The organism is Thalassospira profundimaris WP0211 (assembly GCF_000300275.1).
In the GTDB taxonomy this organism is placed as follows: Bacteria; Pseudomonadota; Alphaproteobacteria; order Rhodospirillales; family Thalassospiraceae; genus Thalassospira; species Thalassospira profundimaris.
Genome location: NZ_AMRN01000006.1, coordinates 242669 through 269080 on the forward strand (window position 1 = coordinate 242669; position 26412 = coordinate 269080).

The following is a 26412-nucleotide window of genomic DNA, read 5'->3' on the forward strand; positions in this document are numbered from 1 at the left end:
GCGAATATGTGTTGTTCATTTTGTTAAGATGCGAAGCTTTCAATCCGCATCAGAACCGGCGGCTGTGAATTGCTTTCAAAGGCTGCAATATCATTTACCGCACCCGACATGGCGGACTCAGTCGTTTCGTGTGCCACGATGACCACCGGCACAACGCCGCCTTCGGTTTCGGCGCGGCCATGCTGGATCATGGACGCCATCGACACCCCATGCTTGGCAAGGGTTGCGGTCACCTCGGCCATGACACCCGGGCGGTCCCAAACCATCAGGCGCAGGTAATAGGCGCCAACATGCTTTTCGAGCGACGCACGCACGTTTTTCTTAAGGCGATCTGCCGGCAGGCCAAACACCGGTGCCGCACGACCAGCCGCGATATCGACGATATCGGCAACCACCGCCGATGCGGTCGGACGTTCCCCCGCCCCGCGGCCCTGCAGGACCACCGGACCGACATAGTCGCCTTCAAGGGCCACCGCGTTAAACACGCCCTCGACCTTGGAAATCTGGGTCGCACGATCGACCATCACCGGGGATACGCGCTGCTCGATGCCCTCGGCCGTCTGTTTGGCGATACCAAGCAGCTTGATGCGATACCCAAGTTCTTCGGCAAGCTGGATATCAAGGGCCGAAACGCTTCGGATGCCTTCGACCGCAACCGCGTCAAAGTCGACTTCGACCCCAAAGGCGAGGCTTGCCAGGATCGCAAGCTTGTGCGCGGCATCAATGCCATCGACATCAAAGGTCGGATCGGCTTCGGCATAGCCAAGTTTCTGTGCCTCTGCCAGAACGTCGGCAAAGTCACGGCCCTGTTCACGCATGGTGGTCAGGATATAGTTACACGTGCCATTCAAAATGCCGGTCACGCGCGAAATCTCGTTACCAGCCAGACCTTCGCGCAGCGCCTTGATCACCGGAATACCGCCAGCAACCGCCGCCTCATAGGCGATGGTGACATTATTGGCATCGGCAATCCGTGCAAGTTCCGCCCCCTTAAGCGCAATCAGTGCCTTGTTGGCGGTCACAACGTGCTTGCCGTTTTCAAGAGCGGCCTTGCAGGTGTCATAGGCAATGCCATCTGATCCGCCGATCAGTTCGACAAGGATGTCGATATCCTTGTCCGCTGCAAGATCACGGGCATCATCATACCAGGTCAGGCCTTCGGTGGAAAAACCACGATCGCGAGTTCGATCACGCGCCGATACCGCTGTGACGACAATCTGGCGACCCGAACGGTCTGTCAGAAGGTCGCGATGTTCACTCAGCAGTTTAACGGTTCCGGCACCGACCGTACCCAGGCCTGCCACACCGATTTTGACGACGTCTTTCACGATAACTCCTTGTCGCGTGGTTACATCTTTGGCTTCGCCCGTGATCAAAAAAGATCACTGCGCCCTGATAACAGAACGCCCGGGACATGTCCCGGGCGAAACACAGAATGCTTTATGAGATATCAGACGGATTTCTTCAACAGTTCACGTGCAGATTCTGCATCGGGGCACTTGGCAAAGAACTGTTTGATGTTGCGATTGGCCTGACGAATGCGGTGCTTGTTTTCCACAAGCGCGATACGCACATGGCGATCACCATACTCGCCAAAGCCAAGACCCGGTGCCACGGCAACACCTGCTTCCTGCATAAGCAGCTTGGAAAAATCAAGCGATCCCAGTTCGGCAAAGGCATCGGGGATCGGTGCCCAGGCAAACATGGTTGCCGCCGGGCTTGGGATTTCCCAACCAGCACTTTGCGCCCCTTCGATGAAGATATCGCGGCGTTCGCGGTACAGGTTCCGGAATTCCTCGACACAGTCCTGCGGGCCGTTAAGGGCGGCGGTTGCCGCGACCTGAACCGGGGTAAAGGCACCGTAATCAAGGTATGACTTGATGCGGGTAAGTGCGTTGATCAGCTTTTTGTTGCCGGTGGCAAACCCGATCCGCCAGCCCGCCATCGAATAGGTTTTCGACAGCGAATAGAATTCAACGGCGATATCCTTTGCACCCTTGCACTGCAGGATCGAGGGCGGCGGATTGCCATCAAAATAGATCTCGGAATAGGCAATGTCCGACAGCACATAGATTTCATGCTTGCGGCAGAAATCGACAACTTCCTGATAGAATGCCAGATCCACCACAAGGGCGGTCGGGTTGGCCGGGAAGTTAAGTACCACCGCACTTGGTTTCGGGACCGAGTGTTTCACCGCGCGATGAAGCTGATCCATAAAGCTTTCGGTATTGAACGTCCCCTGATCATCGTGACCAATCGGGATATGGCGCAATGCGGCCCCGGCAATGATGAAGCCGAATGCATGGATCGGATAGGACGGGTTGGGCACCAAAAAGATATCGCCGGGGCTTGTGATCGCCGCAGCCAGGTTTGCCAAACCTTCCTTGGAACCAAGGGTCACAACGGTTTCGTTTTCGGGATCAATATCGACACCAAAGCGACGGCCGTAATAGGCCGCCAATGCCTTGCGCAGGCCGGGAATGCCGCGCGACATCGAATAACCATGGGTGCGCGGGTTCTGGACCGTCTCAACCAGCTTGTCGACGATATGCTGTGGGGTCGCCGGGTCCGGGTTGCCCATGCCGAAATCGATAATGTCCTCCCCCGCTCGCCGCGCCGCCGCCTTCATCGCATTTACTTCTGCGAATACATAAGGCGGTAGACGTTTTATGCGGTGGAAGTCCTGCGACATTATCCTGTTTCCTCGTCAAATCACTGAAATTCGAATTTTATGCGAAAAGCATATCCTCGATTTCTCGAAAGTTGCGTTTAGACCCGATATTTAGGCCATTAATAGCGTACAATTCGAAGGATGTACCTTTTCTTGAAATCATACTCAACGAATTAATGCGCGGAAAATACGCATAAATGCGATTTACGGCGGGGAAAGGACCGGGTGACGTCGGCCTGACGGCAAAAACCCGACCATTTCGGCACGCCCGACGCTCCAAACACAAAAAAAAACGCGGAAGGATTTCTCCCTCCGCGTTTTGCTGTTTGGTTCTGAACTGTTCTGATCGACGTGATCAGTAATCCAGATAAATCTCGACACGGCGGTTGCCGGCTTCGCCCGCCGGAACGCCTTCGTAGTAGCGCGGATCGGCCGAGCCATCCGCACCGACAAAGATCGCATTCGGATTGACGCCAAGCTCAATCAGGCGCGACACGACGGCCGCCGCACGGCCCTCGGATACGCGGCGGTTAACCGCCAGGTGCTGCTCAAGCGACATGTTGCCTGTACGCATCGACGCATGACCAATCACGCGGATAAAGCCGCTGGTCTGCTGCCAGGTTGCGGCAACCTGTTCAAGCACGTTGTAATCGGCACCACCAAGGTTGGTCGAACCGTGCGCGAACTGGATCTGTGCGATCTGCACTTCACTGACAGCCGGGCCAGCCTGATCAATCGACTGCACGCCAAGACGCGATGCCAGCGCATCGTTGCTGACCGTCATGTCATAAGATGCGGAGTCGCCATACATCGGCTCCGCCCCGCCCAACTGGCTTTCATCGACGATCACCGAACCATTGTCGGAATACATCGAATAATCAAATTCCTGCGTCTGCACTGGCGCCGGTTCATTGGCAAAGACGCCCTGACCTTCGGCCAGACGACGCTGATACTGATCCATGACCGGATCACCAGACGATACAGGAGCACCCGCACCCGTCTGTTGTGCAGACTGCCCACTTTGCGCTGCCTGTGCTGCCTCATAGGCTGCGAGCTGCTGGGCCCGGGCATCTTCACCCTGTGCCGCAGTCGGTGCTGCAGGCGGGGCTTCCGGTGTCGGAACCGGGCCACTGGAAGGTGATTTTGCATTCCATTCGTCGGCAATCTTGGAGCCGCTTGGCGCAGAGGTGACCGCGCTCGTGGTGGCAGTTGCGGCCGCGGAACTGCCGGTATCGGCCATCGAACTGCTGGAAACCGGTGTTGTCGGTGCCGGATTGATCGCGGGTTGCGACGCCGGTGCTGCCGGTGCGGCTTGCAGCGCGTTCACAGGCGGGCTGCTTTGACGGCGGCCACCCTGCTCATACTGGGCATTCTGGCGGTCTGCGGCCAGGCCGGCAACCAGTGCATCACGTTCTGCATCGCCGGTGACAACCGGTTTGGCGGGCGTGTCGGAAAGGTTCGGGTATTCGCCATCCTCACCCGGAATGGCTTCGTCGGATTTGACAGCGCGCTCTTCATCTTCGCCATCAAACATGTCACCGACGGATTTGCCCCACTCGACCGGATTGATCGCATCGGGAACCGAAGAACAGGCGCCAAGTGTCAGCACCACAGCCAGGGCCGAGCCCGTCTGCAGCAATACCCGCAGCTTCCCCCTTGCAGTCTCCTGCCAAGCCCCCTGCCCGGTGGTCGATTTCAGAACGCCCATTTCTTTTCGCTGCTCCAAATTCAGTTGGACGACGTCTGCATTAAATCAATCCGCAAAAACGTCACCTTATAATTCTTGTACTACCCCTAAACGACGCGCTAGGCTAAGGCCATGATAAGCTTGGGATCAAGCAAAGTTTCAACCCGGAACGTCAATCGGATACCCGGAACATAGAACGTCAAAAGTCTTGCGATATTGCAAAGACGCAAAAATGTTCTGAAGTTACCTTGTATCCGCGGCGGTATCATAAGGGAATGCCCCATGAGCGATCAACAGGCCATCGAAACTGAAAACAAACATCCGGATCCCGAAAAGCTCTCTGCCGCTATGGCAGAGATTGCTGAGAAAAGTCAACGACTTGTGTCTGAATTCCTGGCAAAGCAGGCAGAAGATCCGGAAATATCCGACCCGGACCCGCTTAATATCGGCTCTGCCTTTGCCGAATTGACCACGCACATGATGCAAAACCCGGTCAGGCTGGTCGAAGCCCAGATGGAGCTTTGGCAGCAATATTATACGCTGTGGCACAACACCACCCTGCGTATGATGGGCGAAGAAGCCGAACCGGTTGTCTCCCCGCAAAAGGGGGATCGTCGATTCCGCGACGAGGCGTGGGAAAACAATGAACTGTTTGATTTCATCAAGCAGTCATATTTGCTGTCTTCTCAATGGATGCAAAATGTTGTCCACGATGTGGACGGGCTTGACGATAAAACCGCCCAGAAAGTCGAATTTTACACCCGCCAATTCGTCGATGCGATTTCGCCGACCAACTTCCTGATGACCAATCCGGAAGTCATACGGACCACAATCGAATCTGGTGGTGAAAACCTGCTTAAGGGGTTGCAAAACCTTCTGGAAGACCTTGAACGCGGCAAGGGCAAACTGCAAATCCGCATGACCGATCTTGATGCCTTCAAGGTTGGCGAAAACGTCGCCACCACCGAAGGATCAGTGGTCGGCAAAACGCCGTTAATGGAACTTCTGCAATATAAGCCAAGCACCGACAAGGTTGCAAAACGCCCGCTTGTGATCGTTCCACCGTGGATCAACAAATACTACATTCTTGATCTGCGCCCGGAAAACTCCTTCATCAAATGGGCGGTTGATCAGGGCCACACGGTGTTTGTCCTGTCCTGGGTTAACCCGGACAGCGAACTTGCCGAAAAATCGTTTGAAGACTACGCCAAGGAAGGCGTTCTTGCCGCCCTTGACATGATCGAACAGGCCACCGGCGAGAAAGAAGTCAACGCCATCGGCTATTGCCTTGGCGGTACGCTTCTGGCCTCGACACTGGCTTATATGGCCAAAACCGGGGATGACCGGGTTAAATCCGCGACCTTCCTGACCACGCTGACCGATTTTGAAAAGTCGGGCGAACTTTCGGTCTTTGTTGATGACGAACAGATCAAAAGCCTTGAACACAAGATGTCCAAAGAGGGCTACCTTGATGGGCGCGATATGTCGATGTCGTTTAACATGCTGCGCGCCAATGATCTGATCTGGTCGTTTGTTGTATCCAACTACATGCTGGGCAAGGATCCGTTCCCGTTTGATCTTCTGTATTGGAACTCCGATTCCACCCGCATGCCCAAGGCAATGCACAGCTTCTATTTGCGCAATATGTATAACAAGAACCTGTTGCGTGAACCGGGCGGCATCAAGATCTTTGGCGAACCGATTGATCTGCGTGACATCAAAATCCCGGTCTATTTCCTTTCCACCCGCGAAGACCATATCGCACCGTGGCAGGCAACCTATGCCGGGACGCAGTTGATGTCCGGTCAGGTCAAATTCGTCCTCTCTGCATCGGGCCATATTGCCGGTGTGGTCAACCCGCCGGCGGCCAAGAAATACTGCTATTGGACCTATAACCGCAATCCGGCCAATCCCGAAGACTGGATGGCCAAGGCCGCCCAGCATGAAGGATCCTGGTGGACCGATTGGCAAAACTGGGTCGGCCGTCGTGCCGGTGGCAAGGTCGATGCCCGCAAACCCGGCGATGGCAAACTTAAGGTCATTGGCCCGGCCCCCGGCGAATATGTCAAAGTGAGCTTGTCCTGATCTGATCGCAGACCACCCTGACACATTTTCACGGTCTGCCATCGCGGCAGACCGTTTTCTTTTATCCGAATAGATCCAAGGGAATAATGATGGCCCACACAATCGGCTTTCTTGGCGCTGGCCGCATGGCATCGGCGATGATCAAACGCCTGCTTTCAAAGGGATATGACATCAAGGTCTGGAACAGAAATAAAACCAAACTTGAACCGCTTGTTACCCTTGGCGCAGTCGCCTGCGACACACCGGCAATGGCCGCCAAAGATGTCGATACCGTGATTTCATTTATGTCTGATGACGCAGCAGCACGATCTGTTTGGCTGGGCGATGATGGTGCGCTGGCCGCCATGAGCAAAGACAGCATTGCGATTGAATGCTCCACCCTGTCGCACGCCTTTGTGCTTGAACTTTCAAAAACAATCGAGGCTGCGGGTGTTCGATATGTTGATAGCCCGGTAACGGGCATTCCCGCCGATGTTGAGGCGGGCAACACCATCTTTTTGATCGGAGCCGCGCCTGAAACCCTTGACCGCATCACCCCGATCCTCAATGACACCGGCAAAAAGACCATTCATTTCGGCCCGATCGAATCCGGCACGGTTTACAAGCTGATGCACAACTTGCTCGGCGCTGTTCACATTGCCGCCGCCGCCGAATTGGTTGCGGTCGCGCAAAAGGCAGGGCTCGATGGTCAAACAGTTGCAGATACCTTTGCCATTGGCGCAAATGCCAGTGGCTCCGGCCTTATGACCGTTCCCGGTATGGTCAGTGGCAATCATCACGAAAACATCCACTTCACCAATGCCTTGCGCGCCAAGGACGCATCCTATGCCCTTGCGCTTGTAAAGGCCCTCGGCATGTCGACACCCGTTGGCCAAAGTGCGTATGACGTCTTTGAAAAGGCAACAAAGTCCGGCCTTGGCGACCTGGCGCAAAGTGCGGTGATTGAAACGCTGAAAGCCTAGTTTGCTTTGGCCGCCTGCTGCTGTTCCAAAAGCGGTTCATAGCGCGTGTCGGTCAATGTCTTGAGGAAGGCGACAATGGCATCGATGCGCTTTTCATCAAGGGCATCGCCCTGCTCAAGCTCTTTAAGTGAAATGGTTTCGGCCACTTCCGGCTCGCCCCACGGCTTGTCGGTTTCCGGGTTGGTCTGATTGATCTCGGACTTGCTGTTATATTTGTTATAGAAGCGAACCACCGTCTCAAGATCGGCAAAGACCCCGTTATGCATATAGGGCCCTGTCACCGCGACATTGCGCAGTGACGGGGTTTTGTATTTGCCGCGATAGGCCGGGTCGTCGATGGCGGCGTTATCGAGCAACCCGTTATCGGTAAATCCGACATCCTTGCGGACCGCATCGCGCGTTACGACATTGCGCGGCACGCCGATATTGTGGAATTCGTAATTGGTGAAGGTCTCGCCTTCGGCTGTCGGGCTGGTTTTCATCATGTGGCAGGTATTGCAATTGGTAAATTGCTGCGAAAAGAACAGGACACGGCCCAATTCTTCCTCGGGCGTCATTTTGTATTCGCCGCGCAGGAAGCGGTCATATTTGCTATCGAACGGTGCGAACTCATCACCTTCTTCAAACGCGGCAATCGCCTTTGTCATCGCGCCATATGCATCATCCGCATCCGACCAGACATCATCACCGAACAACGCCTTGAAGCCTGCGACATAGTCGTCGTCCTCGCGCAGACGCGCAACCACACTGGCCTTGTCCGGCATCCCCATCTCAATCGGATTGAGCGGCGGGCCACCGGCCTGCTCGGCCAGATCCATCGCCCGCCCATCCCAGAACTGGCCCCCAACCGCAACACCATCTTCGCGCACATGAAATGGCGGGGAGAATTTGGCATAGCTTGCGGTCGGCGCATTACGATCGCCAAGGCTTTCGCCATCATCGCCCAATGAAAACGCCCCGCTTGCAACATCAACCCGCGGATCACGGAACCCCGTTGATGGATCGTGACAGGTGGCGCAGGACATGGTGCGATTGGCTGAAAGGTTGGTATCGAAATAAAGTGCCTCACCCAGGCTGGCCAGATTGTCAAAGGGTGACTGCGCCACGGCGGCCGTCGCAACTTCCGACACCCTTGCCGTGTTGCGATGTCCTGCATCGGCAAGCCGATGCAGCATCGCCGACGCATCTTCCGCCAAGGCGGAACTGGCCGCAAAGCAGCCCACAAGGGCGAAAACAGAGGTTAGATGCAGTGACGAACGAAGATTGTGGGGCATCGAAAACACTTTGATTTGGTCAATTATCGGATGAGGGTCAAGCAATCGCTCAATCGCGAACGCTTTTCATTTACACCCACACAATTGCTCCTTGCCTTGATCAAAGTCAATGGCTGGCTGCCTTTGGTTTCCTTCACATTCGTTTATTCAAACGCGCATCGACCAAAACCGGCATCCCAGGACATCAGTCCAGATGATCGCTGACCCGCGTGCATTGCTGATGGATATTATGCCAGGTCCTCGGGGACTGATTTGACATATTCCTGCGCCAGATCGGCATAGCGATCTGCCGACACCTTGAAGAACTCGATTTCTTCCTGCGTCAGATTCCGCACCTTGCGCGCCGGAACACCGGCCCAAAGTTCGCCGGCTGGAATGCGTTTCCCCGGTGCCAAAAGCGCATTGGCACCCAGCATCCCGCCCTGCTCAATCACGCAACCATCCATCACGGTTGCACCCATGCCGACAAAGCTTCGATCTTCAAGCGTGCAGGCATGAATGATCGCCGAATGGCCAATGGTGACGTCATCGCCGATATAGGTGCCGAACTTGCCCTTGGCGACATGCACCATGGTCAGGTCCTGAATATTTGTACGCGATCCAATACGGATTTCATGTACATCGCCACGAATGACACAGCCAAACCAGATGCCGGTTTCAGCCCCGATTTCAACATCACCAATGATCGTCGCATTGGGGGCAATGAAGGCGGTTTCATCAATGGTGGGCTTCACCCCGCGATAGGACAAACGCATGCTATGGGACCTTTCACAAACTGGCATTCAATGAGTTGCCCTCAGTTTAAAGTTGATCCGGCCGACATGAAAGCCCGCTTTGGCAAAATTCGGCCATTGCCCGATAAGCTTAGCCGATAACGAAAAAGGCGGAACCAGATGGCTCCGCCTTTAACTTATTGTTCGCCGGTTCGCTTACGGGAAAAGCGGCTCGATCTCAAGCCCCATGGTTTCGGGCAAGCCCAGCATGACGTTCATGTTCTGAACCGCCTGACCGGATGCGCCTTTGACAAGGTTGTCTTCGACCGCAACAATAATCACACGGCCCGGCACACGATCCTTGACCACGCCCATCAGGACATAGTTGGATCCACGCACATGTCGGGTCTGCGGCGTGACACCGAATGGCAGAACGCGCACAAACGGCTCATCGGCAAACCGCTTTTCAAGGGCGGCCTGAATGTCCTCGGCCGTGGTGCCGTTGGTCATTTTGACGTAGATGCTTTCAAGGATACCGCGGCTCATCGGCATCAGGTGCGGTGAAAAGTTCACCACAACATCACTGCCGCACGCCCAGGCAAGGCCCTGCTCGATCTCTGGCGCATGGCGGTGCCCACCGGTGCCATAGGCATGAATGCCTTCGGTGACTTCGGCATAAAGCGTCATTTCCTTGGGCGAACGGCCGGCACCCGTCACACCGGATTTGGCATCAATGATGATGTCTTCAGCATGGACAAGCTTGCCTTCCAGAAGCGGCGTCAGTGCAAGCTGCACCGGTGTCGGATAACAGCCCGGATTGGCAACAACGCGTGCCTTTTTGATCTTTTCACGGTGCAGTTCGGTCAGGCCATAAACCACTTCTTTCTGCAGGTCCTGTGCGGCATGTTCCGCGCCATACCATTCCTTGTAGGTCGCCGGATCAAACAGGCGGAAGTCGGCCGACAGATCGACGACCTTTACATGCTCAGGCAGACCGGCAATGACTTCCTGTGTCGTGCCATGCGGCAGCGCACAGAAAATCAGATCGACGGTCGACCAGTCAGCCTCGGCTATCGAGATCATGGTCGGCAGTTTGATGTGGGCAAGATGGGGGAAAACTTCCCCGAACGGACGTCCGGCACGTCGGTCTGCGGTCAACAGGGTAATTTCCGAAGCTTCGTGATGCGCAAGAATGCGAACCAGTTCCGCCCCGGTATAGCCACTGGCACCGAGAATTCCGACTTTGACCTTAACGTCGCTCATTTCAATTCCTACTCCATATTTAGCACCTGCTCGAAAACAGGCATTGATAACGCCCGGATGTTGGCAAACAAGCCCCGCAGATGCAAGCAATTAGGAGGAAAATACCCCTTTACGATTTGCAATATTCCCATGCGCTTTGGTCATGGTTGCAAATCATTGCACCCTATTTCTTCCGCGCACGGCGTACGGTATCGGGACAGGCGCGCGCATCCTCGGGCAAAACGGTATAGAATTTCTCGATCTTCTCGTATGCCGTGGGGCTTGCAACGGGATAGCTTGCAACGTAGCGCGCGTCAGACAGCCCAAAGTCACTGGCCTTTAGCCCGGATCGTTGTAGCCACATGCGCCGATGAGCATCCGACACAACGACATCCGGGTCATCAACCAGAAAAATTGCATCGCGCGCCAGCCGGTCATTGTATTTGTGATGCGTTGGCAACCATGCGGCCAGTTGTTTGCGCAGCTCACCCGGGCTTGGCACATTGCGCGTGCGGGTGACGAATTTTGTCATGCGATCAACAAGGTCGCTGATATCGCCGGGTGGCACCGATCCATGCGTTGCACGGTCAATGAAAAAGGCCAGATCAATCTCGGTCGGATCGCGATTTATCACCGGTTTCAGGGCGTTATACAATTTGAAAAATCGCGCTATTTTACCCCCATCGGCATTGGCCGCGTCATATACCCGGTGGTAGGCCGCCTGCACCTCATACCGCGCGCCATAGTCGGCAAAGCGTTTTTCGAAGGCAGTACGCTTACGCTCATTGACCCAAATCGCGCAAAGTATATCAAACGCCGCGTCATTGTTGCCAAGTGCCAGGCGATGCATATCCTCGGTAAACGGGCCAAAGACGTTTTGCAGCAATCCGGGATTGGCGCGCTCGGCGGCAAACAGAATTTGCTGGATTTCCGCCCCTGCCCCGGCAGTTGCCCCGCGTGGTCCCCATGTCAGATAGGCGCGCGGGTCATTGGTATGGCAATAAGGATCACCTTCCAGAAAGGTCTTGCCGCTGCGGGGATTTCTCGACTGACAGAAATTGAACTGGATGACGTCGTAGTCCGTGCCCTCCAACGCAAAGGTCAGGTGGTTAGCCCGCGTGATCGCATCAGGTGGTGGCAGCTGGGCTGGCATCAATAACCGCCAAACCCCGACCGTGATTGCCCCGTAACTTTCGGCCCCGACTGCAGCCCGAACAGCCGCATTTAGGCAAGGTTGCAGATCAATGATCGCCTGCCGCGTCTTCGTCCCGACAACCCCGTCCGGCGCGCCATAGCTACCGGCCGATTTGCCCGCACAGTTTGCCGCCTGCGCAAAAAGCCGTTCCTGAAACACCGCCGCCGCGCCATATCGCCCCAAGGTCAGCGCCCGGTTTTCAAACCGGTACAGGACCTGTGACAGGTTCTCAGCTGTTGCCGGAAGCACAGCCCCAAAGGCAATGATGCAGACAAGCGCAAACATGGCACCGGCACGGCACGCTGCAACGTTGATACGCGTGTGTGCTCGGAGCATGTCGGTAAGCCTTAGTGAGTGAATTCCAGAAGGGGTTTGGTGAATTCGACCTGCGGATATTTGATGAGGCTGTTTAACGCGCGGCGCTGCAATGCCTTGCGTTTGGTCGTGTCGGCAACCAAGTCACACACCGCATCCACCAAACCGGCATAGGGCACATCGATGACCCCTTTGCGGAAACGATCCTCAATCACTGTTTCCGGGTTTACTTCCGCGACGACCGCCTTGGCATTGGTCAAAAGGTAGGAGACACGGACGATTTCAAAAATCTGGCTCTCATAGAAGTGGTGGTTCAGGATGACTTTTGACCGCGCGATCCACTGATCACGTTCCTTGCCATAAACCCCCATCAGGACCTTCAGGTTAAGCCCCTTGGCTTCAATCTGGTTTAGGATGTCGCGCCGGCGCTCATTAATCGACCCATAGAACAGAACGTCAATATCCTGTTCGACAGTAATATCGATCCGCTGCAGTTCTTTCTGGAAGCCAATCGGCAAGTAGCGGACCTTTTCAGCCCCCAGCGCCTTGATGACCTCGATATTGGCCGGGCTGTAGTCCCAGATTTCAAGACCAGACTCAAACCAGCCTGTCAGTTGCTCCCGCCATTTCTCTCCAACACCTGTGAGCTGCTCGGTATTAAGGATAATTGTTCCCTCTGGCACGGCGCGCAGAGCCGAAACATCAAGCAAATGCGCCCCGACAATCACGTTCACGCCACCTTGCACAAACTGATTGGTCTGGATCTGCGCCGGATGCCCCGCCTCGCGGATCGAATACATCAAAAGCTCGGCCAACTCCGCAAACGCCAGTGAATGAATGTAACCCGGAGGCTGGACGATGCAGACATTGTAGAGTTTCTCAGTATTCATAACCAAAAATCTTTTCTGTTTAAATTGTTAGCTTTAGCTGGCTGTGCGCTTGAGATATCCATCCGGCGCAACACTAATCAGAATCTTGTCTGAGATGGCCTGGTCGATTTCAAACTCGGGGTGAGTTTTCAAATATTCCCAAACCGCTGTTTTCGGATTGTCCCCAACACCCCAAGGGCGATCAGGAAATGCATCATTTGAGAGATCTTCAACCACTGTATCAAAGACGACGCAGTAACTCTCGACACTAACCAGCGGCGCGTAAAGTTTTAGTTCTGATAAAACATGGTCATGGGTATGGTTGCTGTCGAGCACAACCAGAATTTTCGAATAGTTTGCAGTGACCTTCTTTACCTTGGAGAAGATTTCATCCGAAATACTGGATCCTTCCAGCATTTCAATCCTTGGATACATGGGATGTGCTTCGATGGCCTTACGGTTATGGGCACGAATATCAATATCAACGCCCAGAACTTTTCGCTTTGGCTTGGAAGGATCAAGCATCTCACCGTTCAGTACTGCTTCCGACATTTCCAAAAGCGCCAACATTGAAGCGCTAAAAATCAAGGACCCGCCGTGTGCAATGCCGGTTTCAATGATCAAATCCGGCTTCACCGTCCAAATCAACTCCTGCAGGGCACATATATCCTGCGGATACTGTATGATCGGCCTTCCAAGCCATTCAAAATTATAAGAATATCGTTCCGATATAGACTCCCGCATAAACACATCAGCAGCATTTTTCAACGTATTGGATTTTTCCATTTTTGCGGACCCGCCTCTATTTTCTGGTATCTGTTTCAATAAGGTTGAACCTATCCGATGTTATCCGGCGAATTTCATCAGTGTAATTAGAGTTCATCACATAGACATCAGACCCTTGCTGTAGTGACGCCATCGCTTCATCCGGAGAAATCACCGGCACACCAGTTACGGGCAGGTATTTTCCCTGCTTCGCCGGGTTAATATCAACCGCTGCCTTCACATTGTATCCAGCACGCATCATCAATAATGCAAAGATAACGCCTTTTGATGCACCACCCCAAATAACGATATTTTTTTCAGGGTGTGTTGGAATATTCAAAAAATCTTCAGGAAAGGGCAGTCGCTCATCTGAACCTATTTCAGGTGTTCCAAGCGAAGCCAGGTCTGCAACGACATAAAGATACTGCCCACCGAAAAGTCGCCCCTTCTCCAGGATGCGGCCAAATATTCGGTCAAAATCGCTTAGACGGAAATAATTAACATGCTCATAGAAAATATCGAACCAAACCTTGTTTTCGCAAATCCAGTCAAAACACGGAACTTCGATATAAATGAGCCCCTTTCCACCGTTCGCGACCTTAAGCTGTTCAAGAAACGAAACGGGGTCAGGAATATGTTCCAATACATGTCTCAGAATCAGCCCATTGGATGGTGCCATAACTCCTGGCTCGAAGTATCGTTTCTTAATTTTTGGGTTGCTTCCTTCGTAAGTTGGATCAACCCCTGTAATCGTCGCTCCTTTGGATGACAGGAGCTCCAGAAAAAGGCCTTTCCCGCAACCAACTTCCACAAGATCGGACAATTGCATTGTCCGCTGGATGATCTCAGAGACAACTTCAAGGTGATCCTTGAAGAAAGTGCTATGCCCCTGCTCATTATCGTAGTTCGCGTCGTAGTCGATAATTGACGGATCAAATGCGATATTGCGGACTAAACCCGTTTGGAGGTCTTCGACAACTTCTATATCACCCGTGACACAACTTATTGCATCACTTTGGCTTGCATAAACACGGTTCTGAAGTACTGGAAACGACTTCTGCCGATACAACACATTGACACCTGAGCTTGAAGTCATAAAGTCGTTACTCCCCAACAACATAGGGCGGATCAATCACGTTGTCTTCGCGCGCGCCAAAGCGCAGAAGATCACGTCGCCCAAACTCGTCCGCAACTTTTTCCGCAAGTTCTCTAACAGTCGTTGCCTTCCTGCTGCATATGTTAACCGGTCCCTGAACATCTCCCAGTGCGACCTCGACAATTTCTCGTGCTGCATCGGAGACATCCATAAAATCCCGAACCTGGGTACCCGATGTCAGTGCAACCGGCTCTCCTTTCCGGATTTGGTTTCGGATATGCGAAACCAATCGTCGTTCGTCTTCACCTTCTCCGTAGAGATAAAATAGACGGCACCAGGCAAACTCAACTGCTTTCCCTTTCAGGTTTGAAGAATTCAGGAAAAACTGTGACAGTGCCAAGTATAGTGCCGCCTTGGCAGCCCCGTAAGGTGAATTGGGCCTAAGCGGCGTGGTCACCGGCAGAACCTTTTGGGAAAGGTCATATTCAAAGCATGTTCCAATTCCGACGAACCTACTGACATTCGAGGCTTCGCAAGCTTGCGCCAGCTTTAAGGTCCCAGACAAACAATCAAGATTACGTGCTGATGTTTGGTATTTTCCCGGTTCAGCATACCACGCCAAATGGATAACGGTATCAACACCCTCCAGATGCCGCTGCCACCATTCGACACTTTCTTTAAACACGTCGGTGGTGGAAACTATAACTGGCGCAAACTGATTGCTGTCAATGACCGTCAAATCAGTCTGCTGACGGGCAACAAGCTTTAATTTGATATCCTTCTCACACAGCGATCTCAGCACGTGTTGCCCGACAAATCCCGTTGCACCTGTAACAAGGACCGACCGCGTCATACAATTTCCAGTTCAGGAACGGCAATTACAAACTTGGTATTGTGTTTGGTCAAGTAACCAAGCTGTTCGCGTATTTCAGGCAGCAAGTTCCAAGGCAGTACAAGTACATAATCAGGTGCATTTTCCTTAAGCACTTCTGGTGCAAAGATCGGGATATGGCTTCCGGGCAGATATTTCCCCTGTTTTGAGGCAGCGGCATCACAAACCAAGGGCAACAAATCCTTTTTGACACCCGCATAGTTCAAAAGCGGATTGCCCTTTGCCGCGGCCCCGTAAGCGGCGACGGACTTCCCCTGCTTTTTGCAATTGATCAAGAACATCAGCAGGTCATCTTTGATCTTATCAGCGCGTGCCTGAAAACTCTCATATGTGTGCGGCTTACGAAGTCCCATCTTTTCTTCTTGCGACAGGACTTCGGAAACAAATGACGTTGTTTCGATATCTGCATCCTTATGACAGCCATAGACCCGAAGACTGCCACCATGAGTTGTCAGTTCCTCTACGTCATAAATTCGCAACCCCGCATCGTTAAAAATCTTTCCAACAGTGTAGAGAGACAAGTAAGAGAAATGCTCGTGATAAATTGTATCAAACTGACACAGCTTGATAAGCTGCATCAGATGCGGAAACTCAAGCGTAATGGTGCCTGAAGGCTTGAGCATTACTGCCAAACCTCGCGCGAAATCATTGATGTCGGGAACGTGGGCAAACACGTTATTGCCGATCACCAGATCCGCCTTCCCATGACTGGCCGATAGTTTTTCGGCAACAGCCTGACCGAAAAATTCACGCACAACTGGAACGCCCAATAGTTCTGCCGCCCGTGCGGTATCATCTGTCGGTTCCACACCAAGACACGGAATTCGCTGCATCACGAAATTTTTCAGGAGATATCCATCATTTGATGCAACCTCGACAACAAAGCTTTCTTCGTCGAGGTCCAAGTCACGGGTTACCTTGTCACAATACTTTGCAGCATGCGCGAGCCAGCTTTTCGATGTACTGGAAAAATAGGCGTAGTCGGAAGTAAAAAGATCAGTTTCCTTCGTATAATCCTCTGTCTGCACCAACCAGCAATGATCACAAACCTGAACCCGCAGCGGATAGCAAACTTCCGGATCCGAAAGATGTTCACGAATGACATAACTATTAGATGGCGGCGCAAAGCCTAAATCAAGAAATCCGCGCCTCAGTGATGCATTGCAGTGCCGACAGTTCATAGCTTGATCCCTGAAAAATGTTCATCAATCATGGGATGCCCTTTGTCTCGCTTAGACAAATTCGCGCAAGGCAATGGCCATTTTATTCTTAATTCAGGATCATCCGGACTCAGGCCATCTTCAGACGCAGGGTGGTATGGGGCTGAATGCAAATATATCAATTCAACGTCATCCGTCAGCGTTTGAAATCCGTGTGCAAATCCTTCCGGGATTAGTATTGCTTCCCCGCGTTCTGACGATATCTTTTCGCCGTGCCACTGAAGGAAAGTGCTGGAATCTCGGCGGATATCGACAACCACATCCCAAATCTCCCCGTGAAGGCAAGTTACCAATTTTTTTTCGGAATATGGAGGACGTTGAAAATGGAGCCCCCGCACTGTGCCCTTTTCCGACGTCAGGGTATGGTTGATTTGCGCGATAGAAGTATCCCAGCCAGCTTTTTCAAACTCGTCACTGCAATATAAGCGGCTTAAAAAACCCCGCTCGTCCCCCCTGAACGAACGCACAATCTTGCTGACCCCCGCCAAAGGCAGGTTATGTATTTCAAACCTGCTCATAATAGGGGAAGCCTTTTGTCAAAATCATCAATATCGGCAAGGCAAAGTTTACGGGCATCAGCCCCATCCAAAAATTTGCGGTACCACTTCATGGTTCGCTCAATGGACTCTTGCAAACTCCAGACCGGTTTGACTCCAAGTTGAATTCGACTTTTTGAGCTATCAAGGCGCAGCGTTTTTGCTTCGTGCAAAGCGTCCTGCGCAGCACCGAAAACAACCTTTCCACCACCAAACTTGCTGGCTGCCAATTCGGCAACAAATCGAACGTCGTCAGTCCCTTCATGACTGGGACCGAAATTATATGCCCCGGCAAGCGAAGCTTCATTAAACGAGCGCTCAGCCAAGGTCAGATACCCGTAAAGTGGCTCAACCACATGCTGCCATGGCCTTACAGCATTTGGGTTACGAACCTCTAGTGTGCGTCCTGATGACCATGCCCGAACGGCGTCGGGCAACAACCTGTCTTCCGACCAGTCACCGCCGCCAATCACATTTCCGGCCCTGGCAGATGAGATACTCACGCCCTTCTCTGCAAAGAAGGAATCACGAAACGATGAGATCACATGTTCGCTTGCAGCTTTGCTCGCACTGTATGGATCGTGACCACCAAGCGCTTCGTTCTCTCGATACGGCCAGAGCCATTCCTGATTCTTGTATACCTTATCCGTGGTAATCATGACCGCGCATTTAAGCTCGCTGCACTCCCTGAGGGCATTTAGCAAATGCGCCGTTCCCATGAAATTTGTATCAAAAGTCAAAAGTGGATCGCGGTAACTAGCCCTTACCAACGGCTGAGCAGCCAAATGGAAAACGATCTCGGGATTGATGGCCTTAACGTGTTGCGCCAAAGCATCACGGTCACAAATATCGCAAAACACACTGCTGTTTATCACTGACCCGACATTGGCTGCATCAAACAAGTTCGGATTGCTATCGGGGCTCAGGCTAATCCCATAGACATCAGCCTGCATTTCAGCCAACCAGAGGCTCAGCCAGCCCCCTTTGAAGCCGGAATGTCCTGTTAGAAGAACTCTCTTTCCTTTCCAAAAGGATGAATTTTGCATTTTTGGAGCGCCTAATCCCAAATCTTCCAAGGGGCGGAACCCGTTTCCCACAAACGCTCGAGCATGTTCTTGTCTCGTAAGGTATCCATGGGCTGCCAAAAACCGTTATGTTCGAATGCTTCAAGCTGCCCGTCCTTGGCCAACCCGGCTAGTGGTTCCGCTTCCCAACTGGTTTCATCACCTTCAATTCGTTCAAGCACTTTTGGCGACAGAATGAAGAACCCACCATTGATATAGCCACCATCACCGCGTGGTTTTTCCGAAAACCCTGTTACATGCGTTCCGGATCGCTCCAATGCTCCGTAGCGTCCCGGTGGCTGAACTGCTGTTACCGACGCTAGTTTCCCATGTTTCTTATGAAAATCTATGCTAGCGGTGACATCAAGATCGCAAACACCATCGCCATACGTGAAGCAAAATGCATCCTCGTCCTGAACATAGTCTCGCACACGTTTAAGGCGCCCCCCGGTCATGGTTGCCTCACCGGTATCAACCAAGGTGACACGCCACGGCTCTGCCTTGCGTTGATGGACTTCCATCTTGTTAGATTGCATGTCAAACGTGACATCAGACATGTGAAGGAAGTAGTTCGCGAAATACTCTTTGACCAAGTACCCTTTGTAACCACAGCAGATAACGAAATCATTGACGCCGTGTGTGGAGTACACTTTCATTATATGCCAAAGGATCGGCTTACCGCCTATTTCAATCATGGGCTTCGGTTTAAGGTGCGTTTCCTCAGAAATACGCGTCCCCAACCCACCAGCAAGTATAACTGCTTTCACCACCCCTCCTTACGATCATAGACGTCGTAGACAATGACGTGCTTGGCAAGCTATCAGGTTACCAGTTTTAACCAGCCTAAAAGAACGCTGATTTTAGGATTCTCCACATAACTCGTTACGATAAAGATAAGGCCCATCCGAACCAAATATTTAGCCGCTACAAGTGATCAGCGAAAACAGTTACTGAGGTCGACAATAGTCACGTATCTCAAGCGTTAGCGCCCAGGAAGATAAATATCCCCCTCTGAGACAGTATGCATCGTTCCCATAAAGCTCATCGGTATGTTTCCTTTGTTGGTATTGCTCAGATGCATCAACAAAAAGTAACTACCCAATCTTTCAGAACAAAAGGCAACAGCACGCTTCTGCACAGGATTGTTAGGGGCTTTAACTTTGAACTGATCGACAAACGCTAAATTACATCTGAAGACCTTTTCAGCAGCCACCTTCCACCAGTCGGTCTTGAAAGTGCCCAATTCAATTCCCCCTGGTATCAGGAACTTGAAATTGGAAAACTGAAGCGTCTCTTTGGGATTAAGCACACCTGTTTCAAGCGTACAAATCAGATACTTATAGAAATCCTCAAGATGGTGGACAGAAGCGTAGTGGTTGATGATGCTACCCAAGTTAAGAAGAGACGGGAAAAAGAAATCTGATGCATCTGAAACAACCGGAGCAACTTCTTCCCCCTTGTTAACCGAGTACATGCCGGGATAGTTTTTCGTTGGCTCGCCATATTTTGTCTGGCTCACGAATTTTCGATATTGCCAGATGGTGGTCTTTTCAGGAGCTTTTTCACCTTGCTCAAGTAATAGCTGCAATATCACATAGGCCCCAAGGGAACCTGCGAGGTAATTGTGAACATGTTCGGGATTTTCACAGAAATCATATCCATGAATGATTTCAAACTCATCTGACTTGGGAGCTTTCTCTGAATTCAGCCAGATGACTTTGGCCCCTTCAGGCAACCGGTAAAGCGGCATTTCGCTATTACAAATGACGTATACTGACATCCGGTTCCCCTAAATACACCGTAAGATCCAGATTTAATTGTATATATGGGGAACCTATATCAGTCCACCATACTCTCTGATTGCATTTCGGCATACGCAGGAATTTCGGCGGTTCTGATTGTTGCCCAATCTTGATGCACCGCCAATATCGCCAGCCGATACCGCCCAATCTTCTTAAACCCAAGCACTTCATACGCCTTTGCGGCCGCTTCGCTGTCGGTTGACAGAATAGCACGTTTAACGCCCCTCGCCCGCACCGCGAGAAGTGTTTTGGCCACCAGAATACGGGCATAACCGTTGGAGCGTTCCTCGGGCGGGGTCCAGACGGGGCCTACTTGCACCATGTCGGGCAAGGTTGCGTTGAAGCCTGAAAGCGACACCGCCTTGCCATCGACGATCAGGCCCCACATGGTCCGGGCATCCAGCGCATGGACAAGGCGTGAGGCGATTTTGCTGTCAAGGCTGGGGGTGTCTTCCGCGCCGAGCGCCTCGATCTCGTAGGCACGCAACCAGCGCAGCAATGTATTGCGGTCAATCTTTTCCGCATCAACCATCTGAAAATCATCGGCGCGGGCGTTTTGCGGCACGATCAGTTTGGCAAGATCAAGCTCGTAAAGCACGTCCGATGCATTGATCGCATAGACCGCATCTTCAAGCCCCAGCTGGCAGAGCATATCCTGCGCCTGATCTGATTGACCAAACACACCTGCAACCGGTTTCAGCGGGTCTGCAACAAACGCAGCCGTCAGGGACTTTGGGATTGCCTTCTGATCGCCGGCCTCGACAAAGACATTGCCATTGCCAAATTGCGCGACAATCGCGCTAATGCTGCCATCCGGGGCCACTTCCCCGAACCAGTTGCCAGAAAGCGGGTGGCGACGTCGTTCAATACCGGCAGTTCGCAGGTTCCCGCGCAGCACCATGCAGGTCGCTGCATGGTCGGCAAGGAATGCGATTGCGGCATCAAAATCGGCGTCGTGCAGCTTTCTGTACTGCATATCGGGGGTCCCTTTCTTTGGGCTTCAGGTAAGTGCCAAACTTTCAAATTGGCATAAAAAAAGACCGCTCCATTAGCGGCCCTTCACATATCGCAAGGTTATCCAATAGAGGTTCAAACAGTTATGTTTTGAAAACTCGTCGCATCGTTCCAACCATCGGATCACACCTTAAATTCAAAAAATTATCGCGTCAGAGATTTGTTAATATCACAACCTTCCGAATTTTCGATCCCTCTTTTTAAAATTCTTTGATGACAACAACATCGGTCTGAATCCGACATCCGAAAACAATGACTCAAAAGCTGATTTTCAATTCGGTTTGCGACAACCTCGGAAAGTGGTATTACCAATACAAGGCACATTTTATTCGGAGTTGACCTCATGCCAGTGATTACCTGCGTCGAAGACCTGAAACGCATCTATAAACGGCGCACACCGCGCATGTTTTACGATTACGCAGAATCCGGAAGCTGGACTGAGCAGACATTCCGTGAAAACACCACCGATTTTCAGGAAATCCACCTGCGTCAGCGGGTCGCAATCGACATGGCCGGGCGCACCACCAAAAGCCAGATGATTGGTCAGGATGTGTCCATGCCCGTCGCCCTTGCCCCGGTCGGACTGACAGGCATGCAAAGCGCTGATGGCGAGATCAAGGCTGCGCGTGCGGCAGAGAAATTCGGCGTGCCCTACACGCTGTCGACCATGTCGATCTGCTCGATCGAGGATGTCGCCGAAAACACCTCCAAGCCATTCTGGCTGCAGGTTTACACACTGAAAGACGACGACTTCATGAAGCGCCTGTTTGACCGCGCCAAAGCCGCCAAATGCTCAGCCGCGGTCATCACGGTCGATCTTCAGATGCTGGGCCAGCGCCACAAGGATCTGAAAAACGGCCTGTCCGCCCCGCCCAAGCTGACTTTCAAATCGGTTACCAACATGATGACCAAGGTCCAATGGGGCCTTGGCATGCTCGGCACCAAGCGGCGCTTCTTTGGCAACATTGTCGGCCATGCCAAGGGTGTTGCCGACGCGTCATCGCTGAGCACCTGGACCGCCGAAGCGTTCGATGTATCCCTTGATTGGGATCGCATTCGCGAATTCCGCAAGATGTGGGACGGGCCGCTGATCATCAAGGGGATCATTGATCCGCGCGATGCGCTCGAGGCGCTGAATGTCGGCGCAGATGCCATCATCGTTTCCAACCACGGCGGACGCCAGCTTGATGGCGCCCTGTCCTCTATTCGGGCACTGCCGGCGATCATGGATGCGGTTGGTGACAAGATCGAAGTCCATCTTGATAGCGGCATCCGTTCTGGCCAGGACGTGCTGAAGGCCTTGGCACTTGGTGCAAAGGGCACCTATATCGGCCGTGCTTATGTCTATGGCCTTGGTTCGATGGGCGAAGCCGGTGTGACCAAGGCGCTTGAGCTCATCCAAAAGGAGCTTGAAGTCTCGATGGCGCTGTGTGGACGTACGGACGTCACAAAAGTCGATCGCGACATCCTGATGATCCCGCGCGATTTCTCGGACCGCTGGCAATAAGCAACAGACTTGATACGAAACAAAAAGCGGCGTCTTTCTGAATGAAGACGCCGCTTTTTTATTGGCTTACGCAAAAAGAAAAAGCGCCACCCGAGGGTGACGCTTTTCCAAACAGTATCGCGAGCCTTGTGCCCGAAAACGACTTAACGTTTCGAGAACTGGAAGCTACGACGAGCTTTGGCGCGACCGTATTTTTTACGTTCAACAGCACGCGAGTCACGGGTGAGGAACCCACCAGCTTTAAGTGACGGACGCAGTGCCGGCTCGAACATGGTCAGTGCACGGGAGATACCGTGACGAACGGCACCGGCCTGACCGGAAAGACCGCCACCGGAAACGGTGCAGACAACGTCGAACTGATCTTTGCGATTGGTTACGCCGAACGGCTGGTTGATCACCATGCGCAGAACCGGGCGTGCGAAGTAGTCTTCGAACTCACGGCCATTGACGGTGACTTTACCCGAGCCCGGTTTGATCCAGACGCGTGCAATTGCGTTCTTACGACGGCCGGTTGCATAGGAACGGCCCTGTGCGTCGATCTTCGGCTCCGGCAGGGTGCCTTCTGCAGCAGCAGCAACTTCGCCGCCCTGTGCCAGATCCTTGAGATCTTCAAGAGTTTTGGTGTCGGCCATTATTTGCCACTCCGCTTATTCTTTTCGTTCATAGCCGCTACGTCGAGGACTTCCGGCTTCTGAGCTTCATGCGGATGCTCGGTACCAGCATAGACGTGCAGTTTGGAAAGAACCTGGCTGCGCAGCGGGCCACGGCTCATCATACGCTCAACAGCTTTGATGATGACGCGTTCCGGATGCTCACCGTTCAGGAGCTTGTCCATGGTGCGTTCTTTGATGCCGCCCGGGTAACCGGTGTGCCAGTAGAACTTCTTGTTCTGAAGTTTACGGCCAGTCAGTTTGACTTTTTCGGCATTGACGATGACGATGTGATCGCCACAATCCATGTGCGGGGTAAACATCGCTTTGTGTTTACCACGAAGACGGTTGGCAACAACGGCTGCAAGGCGGCCAAGGACGACGTCTTCTGCGTCGACCACGAACCATTTGCGCTCGATGTCGCTCGGTGTCGCAGTGAAGGTTTTCATTATTTCTATACTCGAAAACTGGGTTCCACGGAGGGAATGTTCCCTCGTTGAAAGTCGGCGCATTATGCCAGCATCCAACAGGAAAACAACAGGAATATTTCGCATTAAATCAATGGCTTAGCTATAGCGGTATTATTTTACCACACCAATTTGGCCTATTTTTCGGCCGGTGGCATGGCATAAGTCCCGATCACATGCGCACAAAGGCTGTCATCAACGGCAGATCGAATATGGCATTCGGCAATCAAAAGCCGCCTGCCCGCCTTCAGGATTTTGGCCTCTGCAATCAGATCACCGGGCTTTGCCCCGGACAGGAAATGCACTGTCGCCTCGGTTGTTACCGCCAGATCCGCCTTGGGGACGACAAGCCATGCCACGGCATACAGTGCAATATCGGCCAGCGCAAAGATCGCAGGCCCGGTCACCACATTGCCCGGACGCAGATAGCGTTCCTTGAATGGCAGGCGCAGGATTGCGGTATCGCCTGAAAGGCTTTCGGTCCTGACATCCATATCGCCGACAAACGGCACCTTCTCGCGCATGATGGCATCAAAGTCGGCTGGCGTTACGCCGGTCCGGGTCACGGAACTGTTCATGGCTTGGATGGCCTCCCTCTGGAGCTGCTTTGACGCAGCATTTTTGTTTCAGGGAGATAGCCTGACATAACGTTTACGTTAACGTCAACAGTTTGCGCATATACAGACTGCTTTTAGAGGACATCAGATCCCCAACCACTAGCGGGTCAAAATCCCGGCCACATCGGTATAGATCGCCACCACGACACACAGGATCACGATTGCCGCAATCGCCGTTGCGCCGAGCCCAGGCAAATTTTCACGCATCCACTCACCGGGCGACATACCCGGCCCCGGATCAGATTTTTGCCTGAAACGGGCGTGAACCGGCCCACGCGAAAGATCACGCAGCGGTTTGTCGACTTCGTCGTTGGATGCCCAGTGAAAGCGGTTCTCTGGCAAGTAAACAGGCTGACGGCCTTCCTGACCGGTTTCGTCATACATCATGGCGACTTCACAGCATCGATTGCTGCCTCCTGCAACAGGGTGAACTGTCATTTCGCCCTGATCCCGGCATCATTTCCATCATGCCATGATCACGGCGGCCCCGCCTCGGATGATTTCGCTCTGTCTTCCCCGTACCTTGTTCTTATCGTTGCGCAACGTACAAGGCCCAGACGGCCCTGACGTCACACCACCGAATTCCTCACTGATACATGGGGATTAAGGCAATCGTTCGGCAATAGTTTGTTATCTGTGTTATCTGCCGAGAATTGCCGAAAATTCGTTGACCGTCAGAACCAGCACATAGCCCACAGCCACCGCAGCAATCATGTAGGCTGCCAACCGCGCGATCATCTTGTTAAAGCCCAAGGGTTCACCCGGCTGTTTACGCCCCTTCGATGATTGCCCTTTTGCAGATCCCGCCGACTTTCCCTGCTTTTGCAAAATCGCCTGACGCTTGGCATCAAGGTCTTCATGCAGGGCCCAGTTGTCTTCGCTATCTGGCAGATTGATGCGGGACTTTCGGACCTCGGCCTCTTTCAGGTCGTCTACCCGGCCTGCAATATCATTGCCAACATTACTGCCCTGGCTATCCTTTTCCCGAGTCCGATCAAGCAATGTCTTACCGCCATTCAGGCTATCGACATAGTCGTCATAGGCGCTGCGTTCCTTGTCGATGGCAGCCCTTTGGGCAGCTTCATGGGCGGCACGATCCTGCGGTCGCACGAGTTGTCCGCCCGCTGCGCCGGCCGCGTCTGATGCACCAGATTTCAGCTGGCTATCGTCTGGCAGGAACATCGAAACAAGCCCGCTTGCCTTGTCCGGGACATAGACATGGCGATTAGGTTTGACCTTTGCCGCGGCAGCAGCAACCGAACTTTTGACATCGGAGAGCTTTTCACTCTTAACCGGCATGGTTGGCTTTGGCCCGATCATGGCAGGCGGACGCAGATCCTCCTCGATGACAGGATCGGGTGCATCACCTGCGTCCTCGTCTTCAGGATTGATCTTGGGCTTGGGCATCAGAAAGGCTGGAATATCAAAACCGTTCTGTAAAAGACGTGCACGGGCCTCTGCGCGATATCTTTCAAGATCGCGTTCCATCATGTCCTTGCTGTCAAACCGCTTGATGGGCGTTTCACGCACGGGTTTTGTCAGCCGCACAGACTCACGGACTGTCCGGGTCGGAACAAAACGCCCCGGTGCCCGCCCCCGCCGATTTGGGAAATCTTTACTCATGCACAACCACTTGCCGAATTAATTTTTATTGATCAGGCAAAGACAGAATAACATTCGGCACATCCCCAGGGTTTTATTATTGGCACAGGCCGCTAACCCTTTGCGTGTAATTCTACTACGGTATACCGTGTTTTAAAAATCAAAAA

Annotated in this window: 25 protein-coding genes; 3 read left to right on the top strand and 22 right to left on the bottom strand. The window is 52.8% G+C overall.

Features of this window, described 5'->3' with window-relative positions:
- Positions 1 to 23: 23 nt before the first annotated feature.
- The 3 genes from TH2_RS13170 to TH2_RS13180 form a co-directional block, all read right to left on the bottom strand.
- Positions 24 to 1328 (bottom strand): homoserine dehydrogenase, encoded by a 1305-nt coding sequence (locus tag TH2_RS13170; protein ID WP_008890927.1) that lies wholly within the window; start codon positions 1326 to 1328, stop codon positions 24 to 26.
- A 122-nt stretch (positions 1329 to 1450) separates the two neighbouring features.
- Positions 1451 to 2692, bottom strand: coding sequence for an LL-diaminopimelate aminotransferase (locus TH2_RS13175; RefSeq protein ID WP_040823791.1), 1242 nt, complete (start codon positions 2690 to 2692; stop codon positions 1451 to 1453).
- Between the two features lie 334 nt (positions 2693 to 3026).
- Positions 3027 to 4379, bottom strand: a complete 1353-nt coding sequence (locus TH2_RS13180; protein WP_008890929.1) for an OmpA family protein — start codon at positions 4377 to 4379, stop codon at positions 3027 to 3029.
- 261 nt (positions 4380 to 4640) lie between these two features.
- Here TH2_RS13180 and TH2_RS13185 point away from each other — a divergent pair, with 261 nt between their 5' ends.
- Positions 4641 to 6443, top strand: a complete 1803-nt coding sequence (locus tag TH2_RS13185) for a PHA/PHB synthase family protein (RefSeq protein ID WP_008890930.1) — start codon at positions 4641 to 4643, stop codon at positions 6441 to 6443.
- An 89-nt stretch (positions 6444 to 6532) separates the two neighbouring features.
- Positions 6533 to 7405, top strand: coding sequence for an NAD(P)-dependent oxidoreductase (locus tag TH2_RS13190; RefSeq protein WP_008890931.1), 873 nt, complete (start codon positions 6533 to 6535; stop codon positions 7403 to 7405).
- On the opposite strand, the gene TH2_RS13195 is transcribed toward TH2_RS13190, so the two are convergent.
- From TH2_RS13195 to TH2_RS13260, 14 genes are all read right to left on the bottom strand, one after another.
- On the bottom strand, positions 7402 to 8679 hold the full coding sequence (locus tag TH2_RS13195) for a cytochrome-c peroxidase (RefSeq protein ID WP_008890932.1): 1278 nt from the start codon (positions 8677 to 8679) through the stop codon (positions 7402 to 7404). The genes TH2_RS13190 and TH2_RS13195 overlap by 4 nt on opposite strands.
- A 227-nt stretch (positions 8680 to 8906) precedes the next feature.
- Positions 8907 to 9434, bottom strand: coding sequence for a gamma carbonic anhydrase family protein (locus TH2_RS13200; protein WP_008890933.1), 528 nt, complete (start codon positions 9432 to 9434; stop codon positions 8907 to 8909).
- A gap of 174 nt (positions 9435 to 9608) precedes the next feature.
- A complete protein-coding gene (gene argC / locus TH2_RS13205) occupies positions 9609 to 10655 on the bottom strand; it encodes an N-acetyl-gamma-glutamyl-phosphate reductase (protein WP_008890934.1) in 1047 nt (348 codons plus the stop codon).
- A gap of 163 nt (positions 10656 to 10818) precedes the next feature.
- A complete protein-coding gene (locus TH2_RS13210) occupies positions 10819 to 12165 on the bottom strand; it encodes a hypothetical protein (RefSeq protein WP_008890935.1) in 1347 nt (448 codons plus the stop codon).
- Between the two features lie 11 nt (positions 12166 to 12176).
- Positions 12177 to 13034 carry a CgeB family protein gene (locus TH2_RS13215; protein ID WP_008890936.1) on the bottom strand — a complete coding sequence of 286 codons (858 nt, stop codon included), beginning with the start codon at positions 13032 to 13034 and terminating at the stop codon, positions 12177 to 12179.
- A 33-nt stretch (positions 13035 to 13067) separates the two neighbouring features.
- A complete protein-coding gene (locus TH2_RS13220; RefSeq protein WP_008890937.1) occupies positions 13068 to 13799 on the bottom strand; it encodes a cephalosporin hydroxylase family protein in 732 nt (243 codons plus the stop codon).
- Positions 13800 to 13815: 16 nt separating this feature from the next.
- Entirely contained in the window at positions 13816 to 14874 is a 1059-nt protein-coding gene (locus TH2_RS13225) for a class I SAM-dependent methyltransferase (protein WP_008890938.1), read from the bottom strand.
- A 7-nt stretch (positions 14875 to 14881) separates the two neighbouring features.
- Complete coding sequence (locus TH2_RS13230) at positions 14882 to 15727, bottom strand: NAD-dependent epimerase/dehydratase family protein (RefSeq protein ID WP_008890939.1); 846 nt, start codon at positions 15725 to 15727, stop codon at positions 14882 to 14884.
- The gene (locus TH2_RS13235) at positions 15724 to 16947 is read right to left on the bottom strand and encodes a class I SAM-dependent methyltransferase (protein ID WP_008890940.1); all 1224 of its coding nucleotides are present in this window, start codon (positions 16945 to 16947) and stop codon (positions 15724 to 15726) included. The genes TH2_RS13230 and TH2_RS13235 overlap by 4 nt, the downstream gene beginning before the upstream one ends.
- Complete coding sequence (locus tag TH2_RS13240) at positions 16944 to 17504, bottom strand: dTDP-4-dehydrorhamnose 3,5-epimerase family protein (RefSeq protein ID WP_008890941.1); 561 nt, start codon at positions 17502 to 17504, stop codon at positions 16944 to 16946. The genes TH2_RS13235 and TH2_RS13240 overlap by 4 nt, the downstream gene beginning before the upstream one ends.
- A complete protein-coding gene (rfbG, locus tag TH2_RS13245; protein ID WP_008890942.1) occupies positions 17501 to 18568 on the bottom strand; it encodes a CDP-glucose 4,6-dehydratase in 1068 nt (355 codons plus the stop codon). Before rfbG ends, TH2_RS13240 begins: the two co-directional genes overlap by 4 nt.
- A gap of 11 nt (positions 18569 to 18579) precedes the next feature.
- The gene (gene rfbF / locus TH2_RS13250; protein ID WP_008890943.1) at positions 18580 to 19353 is read right to left on the bottom strand and encodes a glucose-1-phosphate cytidylyltransferase; all 774 of its coding nucleotides are present in this window, start codon (positions 19351 to 19353) and stop codon (positions 18580 to 18582) included.
- Positions 19354 to 19568: 215 nt separating this feature from the next.
- Entirely contained in the window at positions 19569 to 20366 is a 798-nt protein-coding gene (locus tag TH2_RS13255) for a hypothetical protein (protein ID WP_008890944.1), read from the bottom strand.
- A gap of 59 nt (positions 20367 to 20425) precedes the next feature.
- Positions 20426 to 21364: a GNAT family N-acetyltransferase gene (locus TH2_RS13260; RefSeq protein ID WP_008890945.1), complete on the bottom strand. Its 939-nt coding sequence runs from the start codon at positions 21362 to 21364 to the stop codon at positions 20426 to 20428.
- Positions 21365 to 21745: 381 nt separating this feature from the next.
- Here TH2_RS13260 and TH2_RS13265 point away from each other — a divergent pair, with 381 nt between their 5' ends.
- The gene (locus tag TH2_RS13265; protein WP_008890946.1) at positions 21746 to 22909 is read left to right on the top strand and encodes an alpha-hydroxy acid oxidase; all 1164 of its coding nucleotides are present in this window, start codon (positions 21746 to 21748) and stop codon (positions 22907 to 22909) included.
- A 143-nt stretch (positions 22910 to 23052) separates the two neighbouring features.
- Here TH2_RS13265 and rpsI read toward each other — a convergent pair whose 3' ends face one another.
- The 5 genes from rpsI to TH2_RS13290 all read right to left on the bottom strand — a co-directional run bounded on the left by rpsI (position 23053) and on the right by TH2_RS13290 (position 26266).
- Complete coding sequence (gene rpsI, locus TH2_RS13270; RefSeq protein WP_008890947.1) at positions 23053 to 23541, bottom strand: 30S ribosomal protein S9; 489 nt, start codon at positions 23539 to 23541, stop codon at positions 23053 to 23055.
- Positions 23541 to 24008: a 50S ribosomal protein L13 gene (gene rplM / locus TH2_RS13275; protein WP_008890948.1), complete on the bottom strand. Its 468-nt coding sequence runs from the start codon at positions 24006 to 24008 to the stop codon at positions 23541 to 23543. Before rplM ends, rpsI begins: the two co-directional genes overlap by 1 nt.
- A gap of 155 nt (positions 24009 to 24163) precedes the next feature.
- Positions 24164 to 24604: a PaaI family thioesterase gene (locus TH2_RS13280; RefSeq protein ID WP_008890949.1), complete on the bottom strand. Its 441-nt coding sequence runs from the start codon at positions 24602 to 24604 to the stop codon at positions 24164 to 24166.
- Positions 24605 to 24742: 138 nt separating this feature from the next.
- Positions 24743 to 25081 carry a hypothetical protein gene (locus tag TH2_RS13285; protein WP_147419473.1) on the bottom strand — a complete coding sequence of 113 codons (339 nt, stop codon included), beginning with the start codon at positions 25079 to 25081 and terminating at the stop codon, positions 24743 to 24745.
- A gap of 201 nt (positions 25082 to 25282) precedes the next feature.
- Positions 25283 to 26266, bottom strand: coding sequence for a hypothetical protein (locus TH2_RS13290; RefSeq protein ID WP_157194102.1), 984 nt, complete (start codon positions 26264 to 26266; stop codon positions 25283 to 25285).
- Positions 26267 to 26412: the final 146 nt, after the last annotated feature.

What these genes read in the sequence shown, in the direction of transcription:
- TH2_RS13175 (WP_040823791.1), bottom strand. Translation starts at nt 2,692, where the DNA reads ATGTCGCAGGACTTCCACCGCATAAAACGTCTACCGCCTTATGTATTC.
- TH2_RS13180 (WP_008890929.1), bottom strand. Translation starts at nt 4,379, where the DNA reads ATGGGCGTTCTGAAATCGACCACCGGGCAGGGGGCTTGGCAGGAGACT.
- TH2_RS13185 (WP_008890930.1), top strand. Translation starts at nt 4,641, where the DNA reads ATGAGCGATCAACAGGCCATCGAAACTGAAAACAAACATCCGGATCCC.
- TH2_RS13190 (WP_008890931.1), top strand. Translation starts at nt 6,533, where the DNA reads ATGGCCCACACAATCGGCTTTCTTGGCGCTGGCCGCATGGCATCGGCG.
- TH2_RS13195 (WP_008890932.1), bottom strand. Translation starts at nt 8,679, where the DNA reads ATGCCCCACAATCTTCGTTCGTCACTGCATCTAACCTCTGTTTTCGCC.
- TH2_RS13200 (WP_008890933.1), bottom strand. Translation starts at nt 9,434, where the DNA reads ATGCGTTTGTCCTATCGCGGGGTGAAGCCCACCATTGATGAAACCGCC.
- argC (WP_008890934.1), bottom strand. Translation starts at nt 10,655, where the DNA reads ATGAGCGACGTTAAGGTCAAAGTCGGAATTCTCGGTGCCAGTGGCTAT.
- TH2_RS13210 (WP_008890935.1), bottom strand. Translation starts at nt 12,165, where the DNA reads ATGCTCCGAGCACACACGCGTATCAACGTTGCAGCGTGCCGTGCCGGT.
- TH2_RS13215 (WP_008890936.1), bottom strand. Translation starts at nt 13,034, where the DNA reads ATGAATACTGAGAAACTCTACAATGTCTGCATCGTCCAGCCTCCGGGT.
- TH2_RS13220 (WP_008890937.1), bottom strand. Translation starts at nt 13,799, where the DNA reads ATGGAAAAATCCAATACGTTGAAAAATGCTGCTGATGTGTTTATGCGG.
- TH2_RS13225 (WP_008890938.1), bottom strand. Translation starts at nt 14,874, where the DNA reads ATGACTTCAAGCTCAGGTGTCAATGTGTTGTATCGGCAGAAGTCGTTT.
- TH2_RS13230 (WP_008890939.1), bottom strand. Translation starts at nt 15,727, where the DNA reads ATGACGCGGTCGGTCCTTGTTACAGGTGCAACGGGATTTGTCGGGCAA.
- TH2_RS13235 (WP_008890940.1), bottom strand. Translation starts at nt 16,947, where the DNA reads ATGAACTGTCGGCACTGCAATGCATCACTGAGGCGCGGATTTCTTGAT.
- TH2_RS13240 (WP_008890941.1), bottom strand. Translation starts at nt 17,504, where the DNA reads ATGAGCAGGTTTGAAATACATAACCTGCCTTTGGCGGGGGTCAGCAAG.
- rfbG (WP_008890942.1), bottom strand. Translation starts at nt 18,568, where the DNA reads ATGCAAAATTCATCCTTTTGGAAAGGAAAGAGAGTTCTTCTAACAGGA.
- TH2_RS13255 (WP_008890944.1), bottom strand. Translation starts at nt 20,366, where the DNA reads ATGTCAGTATACGTCATTTGTAATAGCGAAATGCCGCTTTACCGGTTG.
- TH2_RS13260 (WP_008890945.1), bottom strand. Translation starts at nt 21,364, where the DNA reads ATGCAGTACAGAAAGCTGCACGACGCCGATTTTGATGCCGCAATCGCA.
- TH2_RS13265 (WP_008890946.1), top strand. Translation starts at nt 21,746, where the DNA reads ATGCCAGTGATTACCTGCGTCGAAGACCTGAAACGCATCTATAAACGG.
- rpsI (WP_008890947.1), bottom strand. Translation starts at nt 23,541, where the DNA reads ATGGCCGACACCAAAACTCTTGAAGATCTCAAGGATCTGGCACAGGGC.
- rplM (WP_008890948.1), bottom strand. Translation starts at nt 24,008, where the DNA reads ATGAAAACCTTCACTGCGACACCGAGCGACATCGAGCGCAAATGGTTC.
- TH2_RS13280 (WP_008890949.1), bottom strand. Translation starts at nt 24,604, where the DNA reads ATGAACAGTTCCGTGACCCGGACCGGCGTAACGCCAGCCGACTTTGAT.
- TH2_RS13285 (WP_147419473.1), bottom strand. Translation starts at nt 25,081, where the DNA reads ATGACAGTTCACCCTGTTGCAGGAGGCAGCAATCGATGCTGTGAAGTC.
- TH2_RS13290 (WP_157194102.1), bottom strand. Translation starts at nt 26,266, where the DNA reads ATGAGTAAAGATTTCCCAAATCGGCGGGGGCGGGCACCGGGGCGTTTT.